Source organism: Bradyrhizobium sp. USDA 3364, from assembly GCF_054056355.1.
Genome location: NZ_JBSRYG010000002.1, coordinates 5617998 through 5641792, shown reverse-complemented (window position 1 = coordinate 5641792; position 23795 = coordinate 5617998). Strand labels below are relative to the sequence as shown.

At 64.7% G+C, this 23795-nt stretch carries 22 protein-coding genes; 14 read left to right on the top strand and 8 right to left on the bottom strand.

What is annotated here, in order from left to right:
- Nucleotides 1-397: 397 nt before the first annotated feature.
- Entirely contained in the window at nucleotides 398-2020 is a 1623-nt protein-coding gene (locus ACVILL_RS26540; protein ID WP_456731739.1) for an inorganic phosphate transporter, read from the top strand.
- A 48-nt stretch (nucleotides 2021-2068) separates the two neighbouring features.
- Here the strand turns inward: ACVILL_RS26540 and ACVILL_RS26535 are convergent, their stop codons facing one another.
- Entirely contained in the window at nucleotides 2069-3040 is a 972-nt protein-coding gene (locus tag ACVILL_RS26535) for a LysR family transcriptional regulator (protein ID WP_456731738.1), read from the bottom strand.
- A 137-nt stretch (nucleotides 3041-3177) separates the two neighbouring features.
- On the opposite strand from ACVILL_RS26535, the gene ACVILL_RS26530 reads away from it, so the two are divergent.
- Nucleotides 3178-4359, top strand: a complete 1182-nt coding sequence (locus ACVILL_RS26530) for a cytochrome P450 (protein ID WP_456731737.1) — start codon at nucleotides 3178-3180, stop codon at nucleotides 4357-4359.
- 93 nt (nucleotides 4360-4452) lie between these two features.
- Here ACVILL_RS26530 and ACVILL_RS26525 read toward each other — a convergent pair whose 3' ends face one another.
- Nucleotides 4453-5625, bottom strand: a complete 1173-nt coding sequence (locus ACVILL_RS26525; RefSeq protein WP_456731736.1) for a M20 aminoacylase family protein — start codon at nucleotides 5623-5625, stop codon at nucleotides 4453-4455.
- A gap of 279 nt (nucleotides 5626-5904) precedes the next feature.
- Here ACVILL_RS26525 and ACVILL_RS26520 point away from each other — a divergent pair, with 279 nt between their 5' ends.
- The gene (locus ACVILL_RS26520) at nucleotides 5905-6330 is read left to right on the top strand and encodes a hypothetical protein (protein ID WP_456731735.1); all 426 of its coding nucleotides are present in this window, start codon (nucleotides 5905-5907) and stop codon (nucleotides 6328-6330) included.
- A 52-nt stretch (nucleotides 6331-6382) separates the two neighbouring features.
- Here ACVILL_RS26520 and ACVILL_RS26515 read toward each other — a convergent pair whose 3' ends face one another.
- From ACVILL_RS26515 to ACVILL_RS26505, 3 genes are all read right to left on the bottom strand, one after another.
- Nucleotides 6383-7009: a pyridoxamine 5'-phosphate oxidase family protein gene (locus tag ACVILL_RS26515; RefSeq protein ID WP_456731734.1), complete on the bottom strand. Its 627-nt coding sequence runs from the start codon at nucleotides 7007-7009 to the stop codon at nucleotides 6383-6385.
- A 137-nt stretch (nucleotides 7010-7146) separates the two neighbouring features.
- A complete protein-coding gene (locus tag ACVILL_RS26510; RefSeq protein WP_456731733.1) occupies nucleotides 7147-8484 on the bottom strand; it encodes an amidohydrolase in 1338 nt (445 codons plus the stop codon).
- Between the two features lie 115 nt (nucleotides 8485-8599).
- The gene (locus tag ACVILL_RS26505) at nucleotides 8600-9370 is read right to left on the bottom strand and encodes an IclR family transcriptional regulator domain-containing protein (RefSeq protein ID WP_456731732.1); all 771 of its coding nucleotides are present in this window, start codon (nucleotides 9368-9370) and stop codon (nucleotides 8600-8602) included.
- Between the two features lie 184 nt (nucleotides 9371-9554).
- Here ACVILL_RS26505 and ACVILL_RS26500 point away from each other — a divergent pair, with 184 nt between their 5' ends.
- From ACVILL_RS26500 to ACVILL_RS26475, 6 genes are all read left to right on the top strand, one after another.
- Entirely contained in the window at nucleotides 9555-10046 is a 492-nt protein-coding gene (locus tag ACVILL_RS26500; protein ID WP_050626224.1) for a MaoC family dehydratase, read from the top strand.
- A gap of 11 nt (nucleotides 10047-10057) precedes the next feature.
- Nucleotides 10058-10498, top strand: a complete 441-nt coding sequence (locus ACVILL_RS26495) for a MaoC family dehydratase (protein ID WP_456731731.1) — start codon at nucleotides 10058-10060, stop codon at nucleotides 10496-10498.
- Between the two features lie 244 nt (nucleotides 10499-10742).
- Nucleotides 10743-12050: an MFS transporter gene (locus ACVILL_RS26490; protein ID WP_456731730.1), complete on the top strand. Its 1308-nt coding sequence runs from the start codon at nucleotides 10743-10745 to the stop codon at nucleotides 12048-12050.
- Between the two features lie 100 nt (nucleotides 12051-12150).
- Nucleotides 12151-13770 carry a GMC family oxidoreductase gene (locus ACVILL_RS26485; protein WP_456731729.1) on the top strand — a complete coding sequence of 540 codons (1620 nt, stop codon included), beginning with the start codon at nucleotides 12151-12153 and terminating at the stop codon, nucleotides 13768-13770.
- 6 nt (nucleotides 13771-13776) lie between these two features.
- Nucleotides 13777-14679: an alpha/beta fold hydrolase gene (locus ACVILL_RS26480; RefSeq protein WP_456731728.1), complete on the top strand. Its 903-nt coding sequence runs from the start codon at nucleotides 13777-13779 to the stop codon at nucleotides 14677-14679.
- A gap of 91 nt (nucleotides 14680-14770) precedes the next feature.
- Nucleotides 14771-15037: a hypothetical protein gene (locus ACVILL_RS26475; protein WP_456731727.1), complete on the top strand. Its 267-nt coding sequence runs from the start codon at nucleotides 14771-14773 to the stop codon at nucleotides 15035-15037.
- A 100-nt stretch (nucleotides 15038-15137) separates the two neighbouring features.
- On the opposite strand, the gene ACVILL_RS26470 is transcribed toward ACVILL_RS26475, so the two are convergent.
- Nucleotides 15138-15545: a GFA family protein gene (locus tag ACVILL_RS26470; protein WP_456731726.1), complete on the bottom strand. Its 408-nt coding sequence runs from the start codon at nucleotides 15543-15545 to the stop codon at nucleotides 15138-15140.
- A 211-nt stretch (nucleotides 15546-15756) separates the two neighbouring features.
- Between ACVILL_RS26470 and ACVILL_RS26465 the strand changes: the two genes are divergently transcribed.
- The 4 genes from ACVILL_RS26465 (at nucleotide 15757) to ACVILL_RS26450 (ending at nucleotide 18478) form a co-directional block, all read left to right on the top strand.
- Nucleotides 15757-16710 carry a metallophosphoesterase family protein gene (locus ACVILL_RS26465; protein WP_456731725.1) on the top strand — a complete coding sequence of 318 codons (954 nt, stop codon included), beginning with the start codon at nucleotides 15757-15759 and terminating at the stop codon, nucleotides 16708-16710.
- 25 nt (nucleotides 16711-16735) lie between these two features.
- Nucleotides 16736-17059, top strand: a complete 324-nt coding sequence (locus ACVILL_RS26460) for a cupredoxin domain-containing protein (RefSeq protein WP_456731724.1) — start codon at nucleotides 16736-16738, stop codon at nucleotides 17057-17059.
- Nucleotides 17060-17153: 94 nt separating this feature from the next.
- Complete coding sequence (locus ACVILL_RS26455) at nucleotides 17154-17711, top strand: sigma-70 family RNA polymerase sigma factor (RefSeq protein WP_456731723.1); 558 nt, start codon at nucleotides 17154-17156, stop codon at nucleotides 17709-17711.
- Nucleotides 17708-18478: an anti-sigma factor family protein gene (locus ACVILL_RS26450; RefSeq protein ID WP_456731722.1), complete on the top strand. Its 771-nt coding sequence runs from the start codon at nucleotides 17708-17710 to the stop codon at nucleotides 18476-18478. Before ACVILL_RS26455 ends, ACVILL_RS26450 begins: the two co-directional genes overlap by 4 nt.
- 205 nt (nucleotides 18479-18683) lie before the next feature.
- On the opposite strand, the gene hpnO is transcribed toward ACVILL_RS26450, so the two are convergent.
- Nucleotides 18684-20075, bottom strand: coding sequence for an aminobacteriohopanetriol synthase HpnO (gene hpnO, locus ACVILL_RS26445; RefSeq protein ID WP_456731721.1), 1392 nt, complete (start codon nucleotides 20073-20075; stop codon nucleotides 18684-18686).
- Between the two features lie 102 nt (nucleotides 20076-20177).
- On the opposite strand from hpnO, the gene ACVILL_RS26440 reads away from it, so the two are divergent.
- A complete protein-coding gene (locus ACVILL_RS26440) occupies nucleotides 20178-20819 on the top strand; it encodes a DUF2147 domain-containing protein (protein WP_456731720.1) in 642 nt (213 codons plus the stop codon).
- Nucleotides 20820-20914: 95 nt separating this feature from the next.
- Here ACVILL_RS26440 and hpnN read toward each other — a convergent pair whose 3' ends face one another.
- The gene (gene hpnN, locus ACVILL_RS26435) at nucleotides 20915-23530 is read right to left on the bottom strand and encodes a hopanoid transporter HpnN (protein WP_456731719.1); all 2616 of its coding nucleotides are present in this window, start codon (nucleotides 23528-23530) and stop codon (nucleotides 20915-20917) included.
- Nucleotides 23531-23795 lie beyond the last annotated feature (265 nt).

Genomic DNA, 23795 nt, shown 5'->3' with positions numbered 1-23795 from the left:
GCTAGCCCCGATCGTGCGGCGCGCCACCTCATCTCTCCGCCCACGATCTCTCCGCTCGCGCGACCACGCCCTGCCGTCTCGCGGTACTGCGGCTCCAGCGTCGCCTCCCGCAGCATTCATGTCACGGTCACCAAGCATGGCCCGGCCGTGGCTGTGGCCTCATTCCCACAATGTCTCGCCCCGCGAAACGCGGGCGGCACGTTTCCGTCCCGATCGGTGACCCATTGTTGCCGAAGATTGCCACGAGACCGCGAGGTCTCGTGCGCCTTCAACGCGTTGCACAAAAATTCGGCCCGCACCTCCACCGCGAGGGGCGCAAGCTCATTTCACGCGGCGGATTTCAATTGCTTGTCATATGCATCGCGCAAAATCGCACGCATTGGGACAGGAGTTTACCATGAGCGATATGGCGTTACCCGGATCGATCGAGCCCGCCTTGAAAAAGGGGCCGGACCTCGACAAGGGCTTCCACCCTATGACGGGGATTATTTATATGGGCGTGGTCGCGGCCGCGCTGCTGTTCGTTGCCTACAGCATCTATTCCGATGTTGACGCGACCGGCACGCGTGTCACTTCGTTCCTGCCGTACATCCTGCTCTTCGTGGCGCTGCTGATTGCGCTCGGCTTCGAATTCGTCAACGGCTTCCACGACACCGCCAACGCGGTCGCGACCGTGATCTACACCCGCTCGCTGCCGGCGCATATCGCCGTGGTGTGGTCGGGCATGTTCAACCTGATCGGCGTGCTGCTCTCCAGCGGCGCCGTCGCGTTCGGCATCGTGTCGCTGCTCCCGGTCGAGCTGATCCTCCAGGTCGGCTCCAGCGCCGGCTTTGCGATGGTGTTCGCGCTCCTGATCGCCGCCATCATCTGGAATCTCGGCACCTGGTGGCTCGGCCTACCGGCCTCGAGCTCGCACACCCTGATCGGTTCGATCATGGGCGTCGGCATCACCAACGCGCTGCTGCGCGGCCGTGACGGCACCTCGGGCGTGGACTGGTCGCAGGCGACCAACATCGCCAAGGCTCTGCTGCTGTCGCCGCTGTTCGGCTTCGCGCTCGCCGCCGGTCTGCTCTACGTCCTCAAGATCGTCCTGCAGCGCGCCACCCCGGCCCTGTTCGGTGAGCCGGTCGGCGACCAGCCGCCGCCGTGGTGGATCCGTGGCATCCTGATCCTGACCTGTACGCTGGTCAGCTTCTTCCACGGCTCGAACGACGGCCAGAAGGGCATGGGCCTGATCATGCTGATCCTGATCGGCACCGTGCCGACCGCCTACGCGCTGAACCGCGCGATGCCGGCGAGCCAGATCGAGCAGTTCGCCGCGCGCTCGGCCGCGGCCAGCAAGGTCATCGAAGGCAAGGCCGCCGGTTACAATGTGATCGGCAACCCGCGCCCGGCCGTGACCAACTACGTCGCGCAGCACCAGATCAACGAAGGCACCTTCCCATCGCTGGCGGTGCTGGTGCGCGACATCGGACAGCAGGTCGCCCAGTATGGCTCGCTGGCCAAGTTCCCGGCAGACGCGGTCGGCAACACCCGTAACGACATGTACCTGGTCTCCGAGGCGATCCGTTTCCTGATGAAGGACAAGGAAGCCGAGCTCTCTGCCGCCGACGTCGCCACGCTGAACGAGTACAAGAGCTCGCTCGATGCCGCGACGAAGTTCATCCCGAGCTGGGTGAAGTTCGCCGTCGCCATCGCGCTCGGCCTCGGCACCATGGTCGGCTGGAAACGCATCGTCGTCACCGTCGGCGAGAAGATCGGCAAGACCCACCTGACCTACGCGCAGGGCGCCTGCGCTGAAATCACGGCAGCTGCGACGATCGCGGCGGCCGACGGCTACGGCCTGCCGGTCTCGACCACGCACGTGCTGTCGTCAGGCATCGCCGGCACCATGGCCGCCAACGGCTCCGGCCTGCAATGGGCGACGATCCGCAACATCGCGATGGCTTGGGTGCTGACCCTGCCGGCCGCGATGATCCTCTCGGGCGTGCTCTACTACGTGTTCTACCACGTGTTCTGATGCCAAATGCTTTCGGTGCCGCAACGCGCCGGACGGAAGGCCCGCACATCAGGTGCGGGCCTTTTGCTTTTTGCTGCTTGCGGGGCGGAAACCGCCGGCACACGCGGCGGACGCCTTGTCGTACGCCTTGGCATCCTCGGCGAGCAGGCCGCGCGCCCATTTGTGCAGGCCGGACTTGGCCGTCCTGGCGCTCCAGTACATGTCGATCGAGATCGGCACGCGGAACGGCAGCGCCGCGACATGCAGCCCGCCGCGCATCGCCCGCGCCAGGTGATGCGGGATGGTCGCGACGAGCCTCGTGCCGGCGACGATGCGCTCCAGACTGTCGTGGTTGGGAAGGCTGACCACCGGCTCGATCTCGATCTGCCTCGCCTTCAGCGCTTCGAGATAGAGCGGCTGCCACTCGCCGCTATGGGTGATGAAGACATGTTCGGCCTTCGCATAGGCCGACAGCGCGATCCGGCCGCGCGCCAGCGGATTGGCCGGATCCATCACGCAGACATAGTGATCGGTGAGAATGTGGCGCCTGAAGAAGTTTTCGCCGGCGATCCCGACCGGACCGAGCACGATGTCGCACTGGTTCTGCCTGAGATGGACGTCGCCATGACCCGCGGCGTCGAGCAGGACGAGACGGACCTTTGGTGCACCGGTCCGCAGCCGCGCGCTGAACTGCGGGATCAGGGTCTGGCGTTCGTGATAGTTGCAGGAGATCGTCACGCTGCCCTGCGCCGTCGCCGGATCGAATTCTGCCGGTGACGCAAGCCCGTCGATCTCGCCGATCATGTCGCGCGCCCAGCCGACCAGCGCCGCGCAGCGCTCGGTGGCGGTTACGCCATTGCCGTTGCGGACGAACAGCGGGTCGTGCAGCGCGCCGCGCAGCCGCTCGATCGCATAGCTGATCGTGGACTGGTTGACGTCGAGGCGCTTGGCAGCGGCCGAGAACGACTGCAGGTCGTAGACCAGCACGAGCATCCGCAAGGTCCCGATGTCGATCGGATCGATCGAGGAATTGGCTGCCACGTTGCACCTCCGCATTCGCCGGCGGTGCAGCCTATCACATAGTCATGCAATATTTCGATGGTCAAGATCGATCCCATCGAATTGAGCGATTACGCCTCCAGAGCTAGGCTTCGCCAAAAGCATTCCCGGGAGGATCAATGACCAGCGCCGTGCCTGTCGTCACCGACATCGCGTATCAGGATCTGCTCGACGACCCCTATCCGATCTTTCGCCGCCTGCGCGAGATGGCGCCGGCGGTCTTTGTCGAGCCGGCGAAGCTCACGCTGGTGACGCGCTTCGACGACATCGCGCGGATCGAGCGCGATCCGGCGACCTATTCGGCCGACAATCCGGCCTCGCTGGTCAACAGGGTGATGGGACCGACCTTCATGCGCAAGGACGGCGTCGAGCACGCGGTCGGCCGCAAGGCGATCGAGCCTTCGTTCCGGCCCGCGACGATAAAGCAGCACTGGGCGCCGCAATTCACCGCGATCGCGCAAGAACTGATCGATAATCTGTCCGCGGCTGGTGAGGCCGATCTGTTCTCGACGCTCGCCGCGCCGATGGCCTCGCTCAGCCTGATGGCGATGATCGGCTTTCGCGCGATGCCGTGGCAGACCCTGGCCGACTGGTCGCAAGCGCTGATCGACGGCGCGGGCAATTACGCGGCCGATGCCGAGATCGAGCGCAAGGCGATGCGGGCGAGCGCAGATGTCGATGCCGCGATCGACGCGGTGCTCGACGAGCACCGCAGCCATCCCAACCCCTCGATCCTGTCCTCGATGGTCAACGCCGATCCGCCGATGCCGATCGAGGGCATCCGCGCCAACATCAAGGTGATCATCGGCGGCGGACTGAACGAGCCGCGCGACGCGATCCTGACGCTAGTGCTCGGCCTCCTGGAAAACCCGGCGCAGAAGGACCGCGTTCTGGCCAAGCCGGAGCTATGGCCGGCCGCGCTCGAGGAAGCGGTGCGCTGGATCTCGCCGATCGGCATGTATCCACGCCGCGTCACCCGCGATGTCGAGCTGTCCGGCACCGTGCTGCCGCAAGACCTCCAGATCGGCCTCTGCGTCGGCGCCGCGAACCGCGACGGCAACCGCTTCGCCGAGCCCGATCGCTTCGACGTGACACGACCGAAGCAATCGCATCTGGCGTTCGGTGCCGGACCGCATTTCTGCGCCGGCACCTGGGTGTCGCGGCTCACGGTCGGCAAGATCGTGGCGCCGATGCTGTTCGAACGCCTGCGCAATCTGCGCCTCAGCGAGCAGACGCCGCCCGTCGTCCGCGGCTGGGTATTCCGCGGACCGGTGTCGTTGCCGGTGCGATGGGATGCGTGAGGTTTCACGCTCCCAAGTCATTGCGAGGATGCAGACAGATGGATTGCTTCGCCTCGCTCGCAATGACGGCAGAAAGGGCGGTGGCTGTGAGCCTCACGCCGCCAGCGCGTTCTCCACGATCTTCACGAAATACGAGGTGCCGTAAACGATCGCGTCGTCGTTGAAATTGTAGGCGGGGTGATGCAGGCCCGCGCTGTCGCCGTTACCGCAGAAGATGAAGGCGCCGGGACGCGCTTCGAGCATGTAGGAGAAATCCTCGGCGCCCATCAGCGGCGGCATTTCGTGCACGTTGGACGCACCCGCGACGTCGCGCGCGATGCGGCTCGCGAATTCGGTCTGCGCCTCATGGTTGACGGTGACCGGATAGCCGCGCTCATAGGTGAGATCGATCTTGGCGCCGGTCATCTTGGCGACGCCATCGACCACCTCGCGCACGCGCTTCTCGATGAGATCGCGCACCTCCCTCGTCAGCGTGCGCACGGTGCCGCGCAGCTCCGCGGTCTGCGGGATCACGTTGCGGGCGTTGCCGGCGTGGAATTCGCACATCGAGATCACGGCGGAATCGAGCGGATCGACGGTGCGCGCGACGATCTGCTGCAACGCGGTGACGAGCTGCGCGCCGACCAGCACGGAATCGATGCATTTGTGCGGCCGCGCGGCGTGACCGCCGAGCCCTTCGATCTTGATGTCGATCGCATCGGTCGCGGCCATGATCGGACCGGTTCGGATCGCGAACGAGCCGATCGGAATCCCCGGACCATTGTGCATGCCGTAAACCTGCTCGATGCCGAAGCGGTCCATCAGGCCGTCCTTGATCATGGCGGCGGCACCGGCGCCGCCCTCCTCGGCCGGCTGGAAGATCACCACGGCATCACCGGCGAAATTGCGCGTCTCGGCGAGATAGCGCGCGGCGCCGAGCAGCATCGCGGTGTGGCCGTCATGGCCACAGGCGTGCATCTTGCCCGGCGTCTTCGAGGCGTAAGGCAGGTTGGTCTGCTCGTGGATCGGCAGCGCATCCATGTCGGCGCGCAGGCCGATCACCTTGACGTCGCCCTTGGCCGGCCCCTTCTTGCCCTTGATGACGCCGACCACGCCGGTCTTGCCGAGGCCGGTCGCGACCTCGTCGCAGCCGAATTCCCTGAGACGATCGGCCACGAATGATGCAGTGCGGTGCACATCGTAGAGCAGCTCGGGATTTTCGTGGATGTCGCGGCGCCAGGCCTGGATATCGGGTTGCAGATCGGCGACGCGGTTGACGATGGGCATGAGACTTTTGACCTCAGAGGTTGGACGTAGATCACCTCTAGCATGCAAAAGCCGGTCCACCCAAACAGATGAGGCATGCCGCCGGCTGGGGCGTGTATTGATGAGAGGATACGGAATGTTCCCCGAACGCGGGACCGAGTGACTTCAAGACCGCCGGGGGTCAGGCCTGCTACTATCGCATCCGACCAAAGCCCAATAGTGCCGGAGATATCCGCTGCGGATACTACTCCAGGTTTTCCGCACCGGGATCCTCTCGTCTTCCAAAGAAGGGGCGGCAGCATGACGCCGGATCAGGCGGTCCTGTTTTCCACCATCATCCTGCTGGTGCCGATGGGCTACTTCCTGCTGGCGGCGCCGGCGTTCCTGCTGGTGAAGCTCGACGTGCCGCCCGTCACCCGCCTGCTGCGCGGCATGTTCAACGCCTACTTCCTGGTGCTGACCGTATCCGGCGTGATCGGGACCCTCGCCTTTGCCGCGGCGAGCCGACCGGCAGTCGCGCTCGGCATCGCCTCGATCGCAGCGTTCGCGGTGCTGGCGCGCCGTTGGTTTCTGCGGCGACTCGATACCGAGGCGGATGCGCGAGACTCAGGCGATCCCACCGCGGTGCGGCGGCTGCGCCGCCTGCATTGGGGCGGCATGCTGTGCAACGCGGTCCAGGTGTTGGCGCTGATCGGCAGCATTCCCTACATGGCGCCGCTGCCCTGATCGCGGCTTGCGGCTCCGCCCGGATGCGATTCTTGGCGATCTTCGCCAGCCGCTATGCCTCAGGCTTCCGATGCGGATCGTATTTCGAAAGCACGTCCTTGAGGTAGTCCCGGCTCTTCCATTCCGGTGCGGGCGGCTCGTACCCGGGCCGAGGAACGAACAGATTCGCCGGCACGTCCACCGAAGCGCTCATCAGGTCCGGAACGTAGCGCGGGCAATTCGGAAAGATTTCGCACTTGACGCGCACGGCAACCTTCGCGCCGTGATGCCGGGCAAGCGTTTCAGCATCGTCGTGGATCGCTGCCTTGCCTCGGATGCGCGTGCGAAACGTCTTGCCGTCGAGGCGGACGAACAGCAGCCCGACATTCGGGTTGCGATGAATATTGCCGAGCGTGCGGTACATGTTGTTGCCGTCGTACTCAGGGAACTCGAGCGTGTCTGGCCCGGTGATCTTCACGAAGCCCGGATCTCCGGAACGCATCGAACAATCGACGTTGTCCTGATAGCTCGTCGCAATGAAAAAGAATCGCGTCTCTTCGATCAGCTTGCGATCCTGCTCCCAGAACTCAAAATGGAGACGGTGCTTCTCGAGGCCGTCGGCGACACGACGGCCATCGAAGCGGTCCTGCAACTCACGCATTCCGTCGTGGTAGAAGGGGGCGCGGACCGGGTCTGCCACGGGAATCCTCCAGCGAGTTGAGCCTGGCAATCTGGCCGGCCAATGAAGCGAAAGCCTTTTCATTCGTCATCTGCGTGAAAGCCATCGAAGGCCGACTGGCCGAAAGGCGTCGATCAAGGCCACCCCCACGCAGACGGCTATTTTTCTCGTGCCTGCTGGTCGAACGCACTCAGCACGGCAAGCGTCATCGCCTTAATACCGGTCTTGATCGTCGGCTCCGGCACCGGCGCGAACAAGGGCGAATGGTTGGACGGCAATTGCGGGCCGGTGCCGTCGCGCGCCGCGGCGACGCGTTCCGGCTCGTAGATACCGATATTGAAGAACATCGAGGGCACGCCGGCGTTGATGAACTCCGAATAATCTTCGCTGGGCGTGCCGGGCGGTGAAGGTGCGAATTTGTCGCCGAACGCCAGCTTCAGCATCTTTTCCGCCGTGCCGACCACACCGGGATCGTTGATCACCGCCTTGGTCCCTTCGGTGAGGTTTATCTCCGGCTCCGGCGCGTTCGACATGGCGGCGACCGCCTTTGCCGTGCGCTCAATGCCCGCAAGCATCCTGGCGCGGACCTCGGGCTTGAACGAGCGAATGGTGCCGAGCAGCACCACATCGTCAGGAATGATGTTCGCCGCGGTGCCGCCGTGAATTGCGCCGATGCTGACGACGCCAAATTCGGTCGGGTCCTTTTCGCGGCTGATTACACTTTGAACATCGACGACAAAGCGCGCGGCCATCATCACGGGGTCAATGGTCGCCTGCGGCACCGCGCCGTGGCCGCCGCGGCCACGGAATTTGACATAGAGGCCATCGGCGGCGGAGGAGCCGATACCGACGCGATAGCGCACCGTTCCATAGGCGAACGGGCCATCGTGCAAGGCGAAGCCGAAATCCGGCTTTGGAAATCGCGTGAACAGGCCATCCGCCAGCATCGCCTTGGCGCCCGCCACGATTTCTTCGGCCGGCTGGGCGATGAACATCAGCGTGCCGTGCCACTGGTCTTTCAGGCCGACCAGCGTCTTCGCCGCGCCGACCCAGCTCGCCATGTGGATGTCGTGGCCGCAACTATGGGCCACGAAGGTTTCCCGTCCCTGCCATGTCGTCTTGTCGTGGCTGGCATAGGGAAGTCCGGTCTTTTCCTCCATCGGCAGCGCATCGAGCTCGGTGCGCACCATGATGGTGGGGCCCTCGCCATTTCTGTAAAGCGCGACCAGCCCGGTCTTGCCGACATGTTCCGTCACGTCGAAGCCAAGCGCCCGCATTTCGGCGGCCAGTTTGGCTGCGGTCTTCTCCTCCTGGAAGGCGATCTCCGGGTGGGCGTGAATGTCCTTGTAGAGCGCGTCGAGCTTCGCATAGTCGGCCTCGACCGTTTTCTCGATTGCGCCCTTTAGCGTGACGACGTCAAGCTCGGCATTCGCCCGGTGCGGCAGTGACGCGCAGAGCGCGGCGGACGCAAACAGAGTCAAAACCATTCTGGTCATGGCAATCGCTCCCGCCGAAATCCGGATACTGCGTTCCGAATGACCTTACATCACCAAGCCGTGCTCGGTGCGTGATCTAAGCAGGCAACGCGATCGGAGACAACGACCTATCCAGCTAGCCTGACGTCAGCATCTGGCTGCGGATCTCCTGTGCGGTGCGGCGCAACGGCAGCAGGAATTTCTTGCGCGCGCCGGCCTCGCTGACCGTGCCGGAAATCGTGTTGACGCTGAGCGCCGCAACCACCGTGCCGGCCGGATCGCGCAACGGCACCGCGATGCCGCAGATCGCCGGATCGAGCTCGCCGTCGACCCAGGCATAGCCTTCGCTCTCGACCCGCACCAGCAATTCGCCGAGCCGCTCCGGATCGGTGATGGTGCGCGGCGTGACCTGCTTGAAGCCGCCGGTCGCGAGATAAGCCTCGCGGGTGCCTGGCGGCAGCGCCGCGAGCATGACGCGGCCGAGCGACACCAGATGCGCGGGCAGCCGGCTGCCGACGCCGAGATTGGCCGACAGGATCCGCCGCGCCGGGAGGCGCAGCGCGTAGACGATCTCGTCCTCGTCGAGCACCGCCATCGCGCAGGACTCGCCGATCTCGTTGCGCAGATTTTCCAGCGCACGCTGTGCATGCCCCCAGTATGGCAGTGCGTTGAGATAGGACAGGCCGAGCCCGAGCGCGCGCGGCCGCAGACTGAAATAGCGCCCATCGGACGCGCAGTATTTCAGCGCCACCAGGGTCGCGAGGATGCGGCGCGCAGTGGCGCGGTTGAGGCCCGCGGTGTCGGCGGCTTCCGCCAGCGTGTGCCGGCCCGGCGGCTTACCGAGCGCCTCGATGATCGAGAAACCGCGCGCGATCGCGCGCACGAAGCCGTCACTCTCTTTGCTCATCGCGGTTCACTCATGGCGCCGTTGTGCGGGGGACATTCGTTCCGCTCATGACATCGCAGCCCGCATGGCTGCCTGCACATGACGCGGCCCTGCGCGCTTGTCAGGGACTCCCGACCGCGCTAGCGTTAATTCATACAGCGAATGAATTGTTCGCCTGGCGAACTGAATAGCAGGAGGATCCACGATGGCGCAAGCAGAAAGTTCTGCGGCCACCCCGTTCGAAACCGATTTCTGGAAGGACGCGAAGCTGCGCAAGATGTGGGACGACATCGTCCCCGGCGAGCCGCGCAAGACGCTGCCCTACAAGCTGACCCAGGAGGCGATCGCGCTGTACTGCCGCGCCGTCGGCGAGACCAATCCGCTCTATCTGGACGAAGCCGCCGCCAAGGCCGGGCCCTATGGCGGGCTGATCGCGCCGCCCGCGATCCACATTCTCCTGATGTTCGCCTGCACGCCGGCCGACGACTGGATGCGCTCGCCGGGCACCGTCAATGCCGGACAGTCCTGGAGCTACAACATCCCTGCCCGCCCCGGCGACACCATCACCCTGCAGGCCCGCGCGCTCGACAAGTTCATCAAGCGCGAGCGGCTGTTCGTGGTGCACGACAACGTCTTCTTCAACCAGCATGGCGACGTGATCTGCTCGGGTCGCGGCCAGACCATCCGTCCGATGTAAGGAGGATCACGATGACATCAGTGAATTTCGACCAGCTTAAGGCCGGCGACAGCATCGACGGCCCCGCCTTCGCGGTCTCGCGCGAATCGATCCGCCTGTTCTGCGACGCGTCGCTCGACTACAACCCGCTGCATCTCGACGACAACTACATGAAGGGCGATTTCGGCAAGACCAATTTCGGTGGCATTATCATGCATGGCATGAACAATTTCGGCCTGATCTCGCGCATGCTGACCGACTGGGCGACACCCGCAGGCGCGATCCATCGCAGGCTCGAGACGCGCTGGCTGAAGCCGGTGAAGCCCGGCGACACCATCCGCCCCGGCGGCACCATCAAGGCAAAGCAGGTCACCAGCAAGTCGCGCTGGGTGCTGGTCGACGTCGCGGTGCAGAACCAGCGCGGCGAAACGGTCGCGGCCGGCGAAGCGATGCTGGAGTTTCCGGCGAGCTAGCCGCGCGCTCGCATCGAGCAGCACGCGCCCCTTCGCCTCGCTCAGCGTGCGGGGAGAGGCCGGAACGGATCGTCAGATGCGTTCCGGGTGAGGGGGAGCCTCCGCGAGCAACTATCGCCGGGTTGTGCGGAAGCAGCCCCACACCGCAACCCTCTCCCCGCAAGAACGGGGCGAGGGAGCGCAGCGCCATTGCGGCGCGCCATTCGCCCTGACAACCAAAACAAAATCGCTCAAGGAGGTTTCGATGCAGGATGCGGCCCAATCGCGGCTCTATGGACGGATCGCCTGGCGCCTGATTCCGTTCCTGCTGGCGTGCTACACGACGGCGATCATCGACCGCTTCAACATCGGCTTCGCCAAGCTGCAATTCCTGCACGACCTGAACATCGATGACGCGGTGTTCGGGCTTGCCGCCGGCGTCTTCTCGGTCGGCTACGTCGCGCTCGAGGTGCCGAGCAACCTGCTGCTGGTCAAGGTCGGCGTCCGCAAGACGCTGCTGCGGATCATGGTGCTGTGGGGCACCGTGACTGTGCTACTCGCGCTGGTGCAGAACCAGTATCACCTCTATCTGCTGCGCTTCCTGCTCGGCGCCGCCGAGGGCGGCTTCTTCCCCGGCATCCTTTATTACCTGACGCTGTGGTTTCCCGACCGCGTGCGCGGCCGCATGACGAGCCTGTTCGTGATGGCGGTACCGCTCGGCGGCGTCATCGCGGGACCGTTGTCGGGCCTGATCATGGATCACATGCAGGGCGTCCACGGCCTGCACGGTTGGCAGTGGCTGTTCATCCTCGAAGGCGTTCCCGCCGTGCTGCTCGGCATCGCCGCCTATCTCTATCTCGCCGACGGGCCGCAGACTGCAAGCTGGCTCAGCGCCGACGAGCGACGGCAGGTCGCAAGCGATCTTGCCCGCGATCGCGCCGCCGCACCCGGCACCACGCGCAGCTTCGCGGCAGCGCTGCGCGAGCCGCGCGTCTATCTGCTGTCCTTCATCTATTTCGCGTTCTTCTGCTCGCTCAACACCATTCTGTTGTGGACGCCGACGCTGCTGAAGCGCGTCGGCGTGGCGACGGCCACCGAGATCGGCTGGCTGAGCGGCGCGATCTCGATCGCGTCGGCAATCGGCATGGTCGCGATCGGCTACAGCTCCGATCGCACGCGGGAACGGCGCCGGCACGTGGTTTGCTGCGGCCTCGTCGCAGCCGCCTGCTTCATTGCCCTGCAGGCCGCGCAGGGCAGCGTCCTCTTCACCGTGACGCTACTCGCGATCGCATCGATCGGCATCTTCGCGATCCTGTCGCTGTTCTGGACCATTCCGAACGCGATGCTGGAGGGCAGTGCCGCGGCCGGCGGCATCGCGCTGATCAGCGCGATCGGTTCGTTCGGCGGCGCGGTCTGCCCTGCCCTGATCGGCTGGATGAACGTCGCGACCGGGAGCATCTACGCACCGCTCGCCCTCGTCGGCGCCGTGCTTGGTATCGGCATGCTGACGCTGATCGTCTGCGTTCCCCGAGCAAGACATGAGGTCACACTGGCTGAACCGAGCCGTCCCTGATCATCCAGCGCACGCCCGGCATCCACCGCCCGGGCTTGTCTCCACCCGCCGCGTCTGACTAATAGGAAGTCAATAAAAGACGCTTGCCGGGAACGAGGACATGCCGCGAAGGCTCGAGGGTGATTTCGACTACATTATCGTCGGCGCGGGCACGGCGGGCTGCATCATGGCCAACCGCCTGTCGGCCGATCCGAAGAAGCGCGTGCTGCTGCTGGAAGCCGGCGGCAAGGACAACTGGATCTGGTTTCACATCCCGGTCGGCTATCTCTTTGCGATCGGCAATCCGCGCTCGGACTGGATGTTCAAGACCGAGGCCGAGCCCGGCCTCAACGGCCGTGCGCTCGCCTACCCGCGCGGCAAGGTGATCGGCGGTTCGTCGGCGATCAACGCGATGATCTCGATGCGCGGCCAGGCCGCGGATTACGATCACTGGCGGCAGCTCGGGCTCACCGGCTGGAGCTACAGCGACGTGCTGCCGGCGTTCAAGCGGCTGGAGGATCATTTCCTCGGTGAAAGCGAGCATCACGGTGTCGGCGGCGGCTGGCGCATCGAGGCGCCGCGGCTGTCGTGGCAGATCCTCGATGCGGTCGGCGATGCCGCCGAAGAGATGGGCATCAAACGCATTCCCGATTTCAACACCGGCGACAACGAAGGCACCAGCTATTTCCACGTCAACCAGAAGCGCGGCCGGCGCTGGTCGTCGGCGCGCGGCTTCCTCAAGCCGGCGCTGAACCGCAGCAATCTCAGGCTCGAGACCGACGTGCTGGTCGACCGCCTGATCATCGAGAGCGGCCGCGCCGCCGGCGTGCTGTTCCGCCAGGGCAACGAGGTCGTCGAGGCGCGCGCCAAGGGCGAGGTGATCCTCTGCGCCGGCTCGATCGGCACCACCCAGGTGCTGCAGCGCTCCGGAATCGGCCCGTCCGAATGGCTGTCGCCGCTCGGCATCGACATCGTGCTCGATGTGCAGGGCATCGGCCAAAATCTGCAGGACCATCTGCAGCAGCGCGCGATCTACAAGGTGTCAGGCGTGCGGACGCTGAACGAGACCTATTACAACCTGGTGCGCCGCGGCCTGATGGGACTCGACTACGCGTTCCGCCGCCGCGGTCCGCTGACCATGGCGCCGTCGCAGCTCGGCATCTTCACGCGCTCGGATGCGACGCGCTCGCGCGCCAACATCCAGTTCCACGTGCAGCCGCTGTCGCTCGACAAGTTCGGCGATCCCTTGCACCGCTTCCCCGCGATCACCGTGAGCGCCTGCAACCTGCAGCCGACCTCGCGCGGCACCGTGCGGATTCGCTCGACGGCGCCGGACGACAAGCCGTCGATCGCGCCGAACTATCTGTCGACCGAGGACGACCGCCAGGTCGCGGCCGACGCGATCCGCACCACGCGCAAATTGATGAAGCAGAAGGCGCTCGAGAAATATCACCCTGAGGAGTTCCTGCCCGGCCCCTCCGTCGCCGATGACGACGCCTCGCTCGCCAAGGCCGCCGGCGACATCGGCACCACGATCTTCCACCCGGTCGGCACCGCGAAGATGGGTACGGCCAACGATCCGATGGCCGTGGTCGACGAGCGGCTGCGCTTTTACGGCCTGCACGGCCTGCGCATCGCGGATGCCTCGGTGATGCCGACGATCACCTCAGGCAACACCAACACGCCGACTGCGATGATCGCCGAGAAGGCAGCAATGATGATCCTGCAGGATGCGCGATAGCAACCAATGACGCAGCCGCAGCGCATTCTCGTTGGCGATGCCGGCGCGCAGGTCGCGGTGGCACGATGGGGCGAGCCGGCCTCCGGCAAGCCTGTGGCGTTGCTGGTGCACGGCACGGGCTTTGTCGCCGAAGTCTGGACCGAGGTCGCGGAAGCGCTGGCCGCCGACTACACCGTCTACGCGCTCGACCGCCGCGGCCACGGCCTGAGCCACAAGCCGGCCGCCGACCGCTATCACTTCCAGGATTTCGCCGAGGATGTCTGCATGGTGGTCGAACGCCTCGACCTCCAGAACATCTACGGCATCGGCCACAGCGCCGGCGCGACCGACCTGCTGCTCGCGACCAAGCCGATGCCGGACCGCTTCGCGCGGCTGTTCGTAACGGAGCCGACTGCGATGGATCCGCGCGCGCCGCGCAGCGGGAGCTTGAGCGAGATCGCCAACGCATCGGTGCAAGGTGTGCTGCGCCGCCGCGCCGAATTCGACAATGCCGACGATGTGTTCCAGCGGCTGCGCGCCGCGCCCGCCTTCGCGCCATGGACCGAACGATCGCTGTGGGCCTATGTCCATCACGGCTTTGCGCGGCTCGACAATGGCCGCATGCAGCTCCGCTGCACGCCGGAGATCGAGCAAGCCATGCTCAAGCCGATCTTCCAGGCCATGGAACAGATCTACACCGGCGACGCCCGCGGCAACCCATTCCCGTGGTTCTCCGACATCGCCTGCCCGGTCCGCATCGCAACCGCTGAGCAGTCATGGCCGATCTACAAGGAGATGGCCGACCGCGCCGCAGCCCTGATCCCGCACGCCAGCCGACGGACGTTTGATGGCGTCGGCCATTGCGTAGCGCAGGAAGGGCCGGAGCTGATGGTCGCGGCGCTCACGGCGTTTGCGGCGCGCACGACCTAACGCCGTCGTCACGCGCGCCCCCGGCCAAAAGAAAGCGCCGCCCCCTTGCGGGGACGGCGGAAGCCACTCACGCAGTACTGGAACGTTTTTAGTGCTTGCCGTGGTGCTCGGCGTGATGCCGGCTCGCTTCGGTGTGGTGGTGCTGGGCATGGCTCGCATGGCCATGGGCGCTGTGGGCGTGATGCGCCGCCTTCTCGTGATTGCCCTCTTCGTGGTGCTTGGCGGCTTCGCGGTGGTGACGCGCCGCGTGCTCGTGATGCTCGGCTGCCTTGTTGTGATGCTCAACGCCTGCGTGGTCGCTCATAGTGATCTCCCGGTCTGGCGAATGAAGTTCGCCATCCTTATGCGGCAGCGCTGACATTATGCTGACGGCAGCAAGACAGCTTTGTTGCGGCCGTTCATCTACCTTGCAGGACGCTGACATGTTGCGGCGCGCATCGCCGCCGATGCGCCGTCGGTCATTCCGGCGGCGGAAAGCGCTCGAAGGCCGGCAGCTCGTGCGCCGCTTCCATCCAGCGCAGCCGTTCCGCGACCTGGATGTGCATGGTGGCCGGCACCGCATCAGGATCGTCATAGGTCCCGCTCTGGATGTCGATGAATCCGGGCAACATGTTGCCATTGGTGTAGAAAAGCCCGGTGCCGCAATTCGCACAGAAGTGCCGCCGGCCGTGCTCGGAGGATCGGTAGATCGTGGACTGACCCTTGGTCACCTTGAGGGCGGCCTCGGCGACCATTACCCAACCGACCATCGGCGCGCCGGCATGGCGCCGGCAGTCTGTGCAGTGGCACAGCGCATGGACGACCGGTTCCCCGGTCACCTCGTAGCGAATCTCGCCGCAGTGACAGCCTCCCGTCACGTTGCCCATGGTTTCCTCCGACCGATTAGTGGTTTGCCGGATGGATAGCGTCGCGAGCCGTTGGTCTTCAATGACGCATCTTGCCTTGCGTCCACCTGTCGCGCGGACGCTCACGAAATCGTCATCCCCGCTCTCAGCGCCCAGGGCCCCGGGAATAAAGCCCCGGCGCCGCCGATCACCTCCCCGGAAACCCAATCCCTGGGACCACGGGAGACTTGTCATGAGCGGACACGATCACAATCACCACGACGAAGAGAAAGGCGTCAGCCGACGCAAGGTGCTGGAATGCATGACCTGGGCCGGCACCGGCGTGCTGTGGACCGTCACCGGCGGCGTGCCGCATTCGCTCGGCATCGTCGGCTCGGCCGCGGCTGCGGAAGCCACCACCGGCATGACCTTCATGCAGATCAGCGACAGCCATGTCGGCTTCGACAAGCCGGCCAACCCGAATGCCATCGGCACGCTGGAAGAGGCCGTCAACAAGGTCCGGGCGATGCAGGTCAAGCCGTCCTTCATGATCCATACCGGCGACATCACGCATCTGTCGAAGGCATCCGAATTCGATGACGCCGATCGCATCATCTCGCAGGCCAAGCTCGACGTGCATTACGTACCGGGCGAGCACGACTTCATCGACGAGGAGGTCAAGCTCTACAAGGAGCGTTACGGCAAGGGCACCAAGGGCCCGGGCTATTATTCGTTCGACGCCGGCGGGGTTCACTTCGTCGGCCTCGTCAACGTCGTCGACCTCAAGGGCGGCGGCCTCGGTAATCTCGGCAATGAGCAGCTCGAATGGCTCGAGAACGACCTCAAGGGCCGCTCGAAGTCGACGCCGATCGTGCTGTTCGCCCATATCCCGCTGTGGACGGTCTATCCGCAATGGGGCTGGGGCACCGAGGACGGCGCCCGCGCGCTGGAATACGTCAAGGGCTTCGGCTCGGTCACCGTGCTCAATGGCCACATCCACCAGGTGATGCAGAAGGTCGAGGGCAACGTCACCTTCCACACCGCGCGTTCGACCGCGTTCCCGCAGCCGGCGCCGGGTGCCGCCCCCTCGCCCGGCCCGATGAAGGTCGAGGATGCCAAGCTGCGCAGCATGCTCGGCGTCGCCAGCATCAACTTCAAGCAGAACAGCCAGCCGCTGGCGATCATCGACACGCCGCTGCAAGGCTGAAGGACAAGGCCAAGGGAAGACACCGATGAGCTCGATCAACCGACGCGACTTCGGCATCGCCGTGGTCGCAACCATGCTGCTGCCGGTCACGGCGGCCCGCGCCGAAGATGCCGCGGTCCACATCGACAACTTCTCGTTCGCGCCGACCCCGCTCGACGTGAAGGTTGGCACGACAGTGACCTGGACCAACCGCGACGACATCCCGCACACCGTGGTGTGCGCGGGCAAATTCCGCTCCAAGACCATGGATACCGACGGCACCTTCTCGTTCACCTTCACGGAGCCCGGCGAGTACAAGTATTTCTGCTCGCTGCATCCGCACATGACAGGCAGTATCAAGGTTGGGTAACGTGACCAGCCATACAATCACAACCATGCCCGGCCGGTGGCCCTCAGCCCCCAGCCGGGCACAAGCCGTCTCTCGACATGCCGGGCAGGACACGATGGTTGTCAACGCGTCGCAGGACGACCCCGAAAAGGCGCGGCGCTTCCGCGAGGCCGCGCTGCCGTACCTCGACGACGCCTATACGCTGGCGCGCTATCTGCTGCGCGATGCCGCCGACGCCGAGGACGCGGTGCAGGAATGCTATCTGCGCGCCTACAAGCATTTCGACAGCTACCGCGGACCTGCGATGAAGCCGTGGCTGTTTGCGATCCTGCGCAACGTCTGCCGCGCCGAATATGCCCGGCGCAAGACCGCGCCCACGGCGGTCGAGGAGCTGCCCGAGGGTGGCGACCAGACCCCGATGTGGAATGAGGCCCCGGAGACGCCGGAAAAGCAGCTGCTGCGCCGCTTCGACGGCGACACCGTGCGCAAGCTGGTCGCAGCTCTCGCCGAGCCGTTCCGCGAGACCTTCGTGCTCAGGGAAATCCAGAATCTATCATACCGCGAGATCGCCGATGTCGCCGCCGTGCCTGTCGGCACCGTGATGTCCCGCCTCGCGCGCGCCCGCGCCATGCTGCGATCGGCCTGGCTTGCGGAACAGGAGCAAGTGAAATGACCTGCGAGGAAGCCGAAGTGCTGATCCACGCGCTGATCGACGGCGAACTCGACGCCGGCCATGCGCGCGAAGTGGAAGCCCATATCGCGGGGTGCGCGCATTGCGCCGCGCTGATGAAGGAATATCAGGAGATCCGCCAGGCGATCGCCGAGAGCGACGTACGCTATAAGGCGCCGCTCGAGCTGCGCCGCAAGATCGAGAAGGCATTGCCGCAGACGCAGGCGCAGGCGGCACCGAGCCGCCGCTCGGTGCTGCGCGGCTTTGCGATGGGCTCCGCGGTATCGGCGATGGCGGCAACCGGCCTCGTTGCGATCGTGCTGCGCAATGACGACGAGCAGCGCATCGAGAACGAGGTGGTGTCCGCGCATCTGCGCTCGCTGCAGGCCGGCCACCTGATCGACGTGGTCTCGACCGATCAGCATACGGTCAAGCCGTGGTTCAACGGCAAGCTCGACGTTTCACCTCCGGTGATCGACCTCACCGCGCAGGGCTTTACGCTGATCGGCGGCCGGCTCGATTACGTCAACGCCCGCGAGATCGGCGCCGTGGTCTACAAGCGGCGCCAGCACGTGATCAATCTGTTCGTGGCGCAGACCGCGAACACCGAACGGAAGAGTGCGAGGATCTCGACATTGCAGGGCTTCAACATCCGCCGCTGGAGCGACCGCGGCCTGAACTACTGGGCGGTCAGCGACCTCGGCGCCGATGAACTGAGCGAGTTCGGCGACAAGTTCGAAAACGCAATGCGCGCGAACAAGGAAGGGTGAGCCCATCAATCGTCATTGCGAGGAGCGACAGCGACGCAGCAATCCACCTCCCCGCTTGCGGCAACATGGATTGCTTCACTTCGCTCGCAAAGTCGATGAGACAGTTTCGTAGCCCGGATGGAGGGCAGCGCAATCCGGGAAGCGTCTTGCAAGTATCGAGAACCCCGGATTTCGCTGCGCTCCATCCGAGCGACGTCTTCGAACCTCACGCCGACTTGCGTACCGCGTTGTCGACCAGCGTCTTCCCGAGCGACCAGATTGCGCCGGGCACCTTGTGGCTGCCGGCGATCACGTCGTCGAACGACTTCTCGATCCAGCTGCAGTCCTCTTCGGTGATCGTGAGCGGCGGCAGCAGCTTGATGGTGTGGAGGCCGTGGCCGGCGACCTGGGTCAGGATCTTGTGATCCTTGAACAGCGGCACCGTGATCAGCTGGCAGAACAGGCCCTTGTTGGCGGTCTCCAGCAGATTCCACGACGCCTTGAGCCGCAGCGATTTCGGCGGACCGAATTCGACGCCGATCATCAGGCCCTTGCCGCGGACTTCCTTCATCAGTTCATAGCCGGGCACCATGCGCGTCAACGCGAGGCGGAGCTCGGCGCCGCGCTTGGCGGCGTTCTCGACCAGCCTCTCGGCCTTGATGACGTCGAGCGTGGCGATGCCGGCGGCCATCGCCAGATCGTTCTTCGCGAAGGTCGAGCCATGCACGACGGCGCGGTCCATCTGGTTGAAGATCTTGTCGAAGATGCTCTTGCGTGTCAGCAGCGCGCCGATCGGCACGTGACCTCCGGAGAGCGCCTTCGCCAGCAGCACCATGTCGGGCTCGATGCCCCAGTGCTCGATCGCGAGGAACTTGCCGGTGCGGCCGATGCCGGTCTGGATCTCGTCGGCGATGAACAGCGTGCCATATTTGCGGCACAGCGCCAGCGCACCGGGCAGGAACTCGTCGGTGGGCATGTTGACGCCCTTTCCCTGGATCGGCTCGACGATGAACGCGGCAACCTGACGCGACGACAGCGCCTTCTCCAGCGCCTCGAGATCGTTGTAGGAAATCGGGGTGCAGCCCGGCAGCAGCGGCTCGAAACCGCTGCGGAAATTCGAATCATCCGTCAGCGACAGCGCGCCGTAGGACAGGCCATGGAACGAATGCCCGCAATAGACGATCCCGGGACGGCCGGTGGCGCCGCGCGCGAACTTGATCGCGGCCTCGACGGTTTCGGCGCCGGAATTAGCGAAAAACACCTTGTCCAGATATGGGACATATTCCAGCAGCCGTTCCGCGAGCACGCCGGCGAGCGTCGAGACGTCGAGTTGCACGAGATTGGGCAGATCGGCGTCGAGCACGCTCTTCAGCGCCTTGCGCAGGGCCGGATGATTGCGGCCAATCGCAAAAACGCCAAATCCGCTCAATAGATCAAGATAACGAGCCCCCTGACGATCGAAGAGGTATTGGCCTTGCCCCTTCTGGAAGCCGACGTCGTAGCCGATGGTCTTGAGGACGCGAACGAGCTGCTCGTTGAGGTGCCGCGTGTGCATGGCACCGCGCTGCCCCTCGCGCTCCACAAAAATCTCGGAAACGTCTAAATTGGAACTTACCATTCGTTACATACGTCGGTTGATGGCCATCTCGTCAACTTAAAACGCTCGCTAGCGGCGTTTTGCCCCCCGCTCGGATCGTCTAGTTAAGCACAGGTTTGGACCATGTTGCACTGCCCAAGAACTTTCGCGCACACAATAGCCTTTTCGGGTTTATTTTTGGCCACCGTACTATCACCGGCCCTAGCAGCGGACCCGACCGGCGACTGGAAGGTCGCTGACGGTGTCGCCACCATCCGCGTCGCCCAGTGCAATGGCAACATGTGGGGAGCGGTTTCCTGGGAAAAAACCCCCGGCGGCAAGGATAAGAACAATCCTGATCCTGCGAAGCAGAGCAGGCCGACGCTCGGCATGCCGATCCTGATCGACATGAAGAAGAAGCCCGGCGTCGATGCGTGGGAAGGCCAAGTCTACAACGCGAAGGACGGCCAGCTCTACAGCTCGACCATCAAGCCCGTCGGCACCGATCAGCTCGAGATCCAGGGTTGCGTACTCGGCTTCCTGTGCGGCGGCGAAACCTGGACCCGCGTCGGTCCGCCGATCCCGGTGAGCACAGCCGGCAACCCGGCGGCGAAGGGCGCCGCCCCCAAATCGGCGGCGCAGAACCAAAAGACCACCGGCTCTGTGGCGCCTGCCACCAAGCCTGGTCAAAAGCAGGGAGCTCACGCCCCGGCCAACGCCAATGCATCGGCCGACACCGTGGGCGATATCTGCCTGCTCCCGGACATCGCGCGACCGACGCAATAACGGACCGCGCAACAACGGACCGGCGGGCTACACGACCCCGTCCGCAATCCGGCTCGGCGGCATCTGCCGCCAAGCCGGATCCAAGCCCCAACGCGTCAGGTGACGTCGTTGGCGATATCCTCCTCCTTGATGGCCTCGCGCGGCTTGCCCATCAGCGCCGGCTGGAACAGCAACACCGCCGCGAGCGTGGTGACGAGCGACAGCGCAAGCAGCTTGCCCATGCTCGCGGTGCCGGGATGGCTCGACAGCCACAGGCTGCCGAACGCGGTCGCCGTGGTCAGCGCGCTGAAAAAGATCGCGCGCGTCAGACTCGACTGCAGCAGGTTCGTCCTGCCCTGCCGCCACGCCGTGACATAATAGATCTTGAACGCCACGCCGACGCCGAGCAGCAGCGGCAGCGCGACGATGTTGGCGAAGTTGAGCGGCAGCCCGATCAGCACGCAGATCTCCAGCGTGACGATGCCGGCAACCAGGAGCGGCACCAGCGTCATCAGCACGTCGACGACGCGGCGCAGGGTCAGCCACAACAGCAGGCTGATCGTGACCAGCGCCAGAATGCCGGCGTGGATGAAGGCGTTCACGATGACGTCGCCCGACTTCAGGATCGAGACCGGTCCGCCGATCGCGGTCGGCTCGGCGGCGAGCACCGCGTCCGCAAAACGGCGCAGATTGTCGTTGTCGTTCGGATCACCCTTCGGCTCCGCCTCGACACGCATCAGGCCGTCCTTGGTCTTCCAGCTCGCGACCAGTTCCGGCGGCAGGTTCTGCAGCGTGACGGTCTGGGCCTGCAGCGTGTTGCGGAGCTGATCGAACACGATCTTCATCGGCGCGACGAAGATCTCCTGGGCCTTGTCGCGGGTGGCCTGGGTCGAATCGGCAAGCTTCTGCAGGGCGTCGGCGAGCCGGCGCGCGGCAACCGCGCCCGGCCCCTTGCCGTCACCCGCGGTCTTGCGCAGGCTGTCGACCGAGCTCTTCAGCGACTCGACATTCTCCTGATCCGACGGCGCCGGATCGACCGAGTCGGGGTTGAGCGCAGGCCCGAGCGTCTTGGCCGCCTGCGCAATCAGCTTCAGCTTGGCGGGCTGGTCGTCGGGCACGAAGCTGTCGAGCGACATCACGCGCGACACTTCCGGCAGCTTCGCGAGCTTGGCCTCGATCTTCCTGGCGTCGGCTTCCGAGCGCGTCATCACGTCGATGGCGTTGGCGCCAGTGTTCGGGTCCTTGCGCAGGTCGAGGAAGGTCGCGATCGATTCCGCGTGCTTGTTGCGCAGATTGATCGGGTTGAAGTCGAACTTCATGTAGTGGAGCAGCGGCAGGCCCGCGACCGTGACCAAGAGCGTGCCGACAATGATCGGAATACGATGCTTCTCCAGGAAGTGGTCGACCGGCGCCAGGAAGGCGTAGCCGACCGGCTCCCTCTCGCCCGGCGGGTTGAGCAGGTCGAGCAGCGCCGGCAGCACCGTGATGCTGGTGATGAAGGCCACCAGCATGCCGGCGCCGGCGATCTTGCCAAGTTCGGAGATGCCCTTGTAGTCGGTCGGCAGGAAGCACAGGAAGCCGGCGGCGGTCGCCATCGCCGCAAGCGACAGCGGTACCGCCGAGCGGCGCGCGGCGTTTTCGAGCGCCAATGTCAGATTGTCGTTCTTGAAGCGCTCGGAGCGGTAGCGCACGCTGAACTGGATGCCGAAGTCGACGCCGAGGCCGACGAACAACACGGCGAAAGCAATCGAGAGCAGGTTCAGCGATCCGACCATCATCAGGCCGACTGCCGTCGTGATGGCAAGGCCGATGAACAGATTCACGAACACGGCGAAGATGATCTTGCCGGAGTGCAGCGCCAGCCAGAGGATGATCAGCACGATCACCACGGTGCCGATGCCGTTGGTGATGGCCCCGTCCTGTACGGTGGCGTATTCCTCGTTGGCGATCGGCACCGGTCCGGTCAGGCGCACGCGCGCGTGATATTCGGTCGGGAATTTCAGGTCGGCGGCCGCTTGGCGGATCGCGTCGGTCGCGGACTTGCCGGGCTCCAGCGCAGAATAGTCGATGATCGGTTTGACCTCGATGAAGGCGCGCTTGTCGGAATCGGTCAGCGGCTTGTCGCTGGTGAGTTCGCGCCAGGAGAAGGTCGCATTGCCCTTGGCGAGGATGGTCTCGACAGTCTCGGAGATCAGGTTGAAGGGCGGGGCTGTGTTGTCGAGCTTGACCTGCCCGCGCTTGACGCCGGCAAGGCCGGTTTCGAGCGCGCCGGTCAGTCCGCGGATCGAAGGATCGCCGGCCATGATCTCGATCAGCGGCGCGGCCGATTCGAGCTGCCCCGTGACCTTGCCGACCTCTTCGGTCGGCAGGAACAGCAAACCGTTCTTCTCGAAGAATTCGCCGGAGCCGAGCGCGGTGATCGCCTCGAAGTTCTTCTTGTCGGCTGAAAGCTTCGCGGTGAGCGCCTTGGCGGCCGAGCTGGTCAGCTCTGGCGTCGCTGCCTCGACAACAACCAGGATCAGCCGCTCGCGGTCAAAGGCTTCCTCGAACTGGTTGTCACGCTTGCGCCAATCCAGATCCGGCGAGATCAGCTTGTTGATGTCGGTGTTGATCGAGAAATTGCGCGCCGCATAGAAGCCGGCCCCGATCGACAACAGCACAGCAAAAATGACAACCGGAAGGGCAAAACGCGTACAGGTTCTAACAACGGAGACGACAATATTTGTCAGCACTTCGTTTCTTTCTAATTTCAGGGAAGCATGGCCGAAAACGCTCGCTCTGTAGCGGAGTTCCCGGGACCGATCTAATGTTGTTTTGGTTATCTTCCTCGACGGGATGGCGAGGAGGTTCCAAACGACAGGACGCGGCCACGAATGGCCGGTATAAACCGCATCAGTGGGCGATAAAGTGACGAACAAGTGAGGGGACAGACGGTCGCAGGGGCCGATATCCCACACTATATTACCTCAACGATCATTCCCCGCTGACCTCCCGACC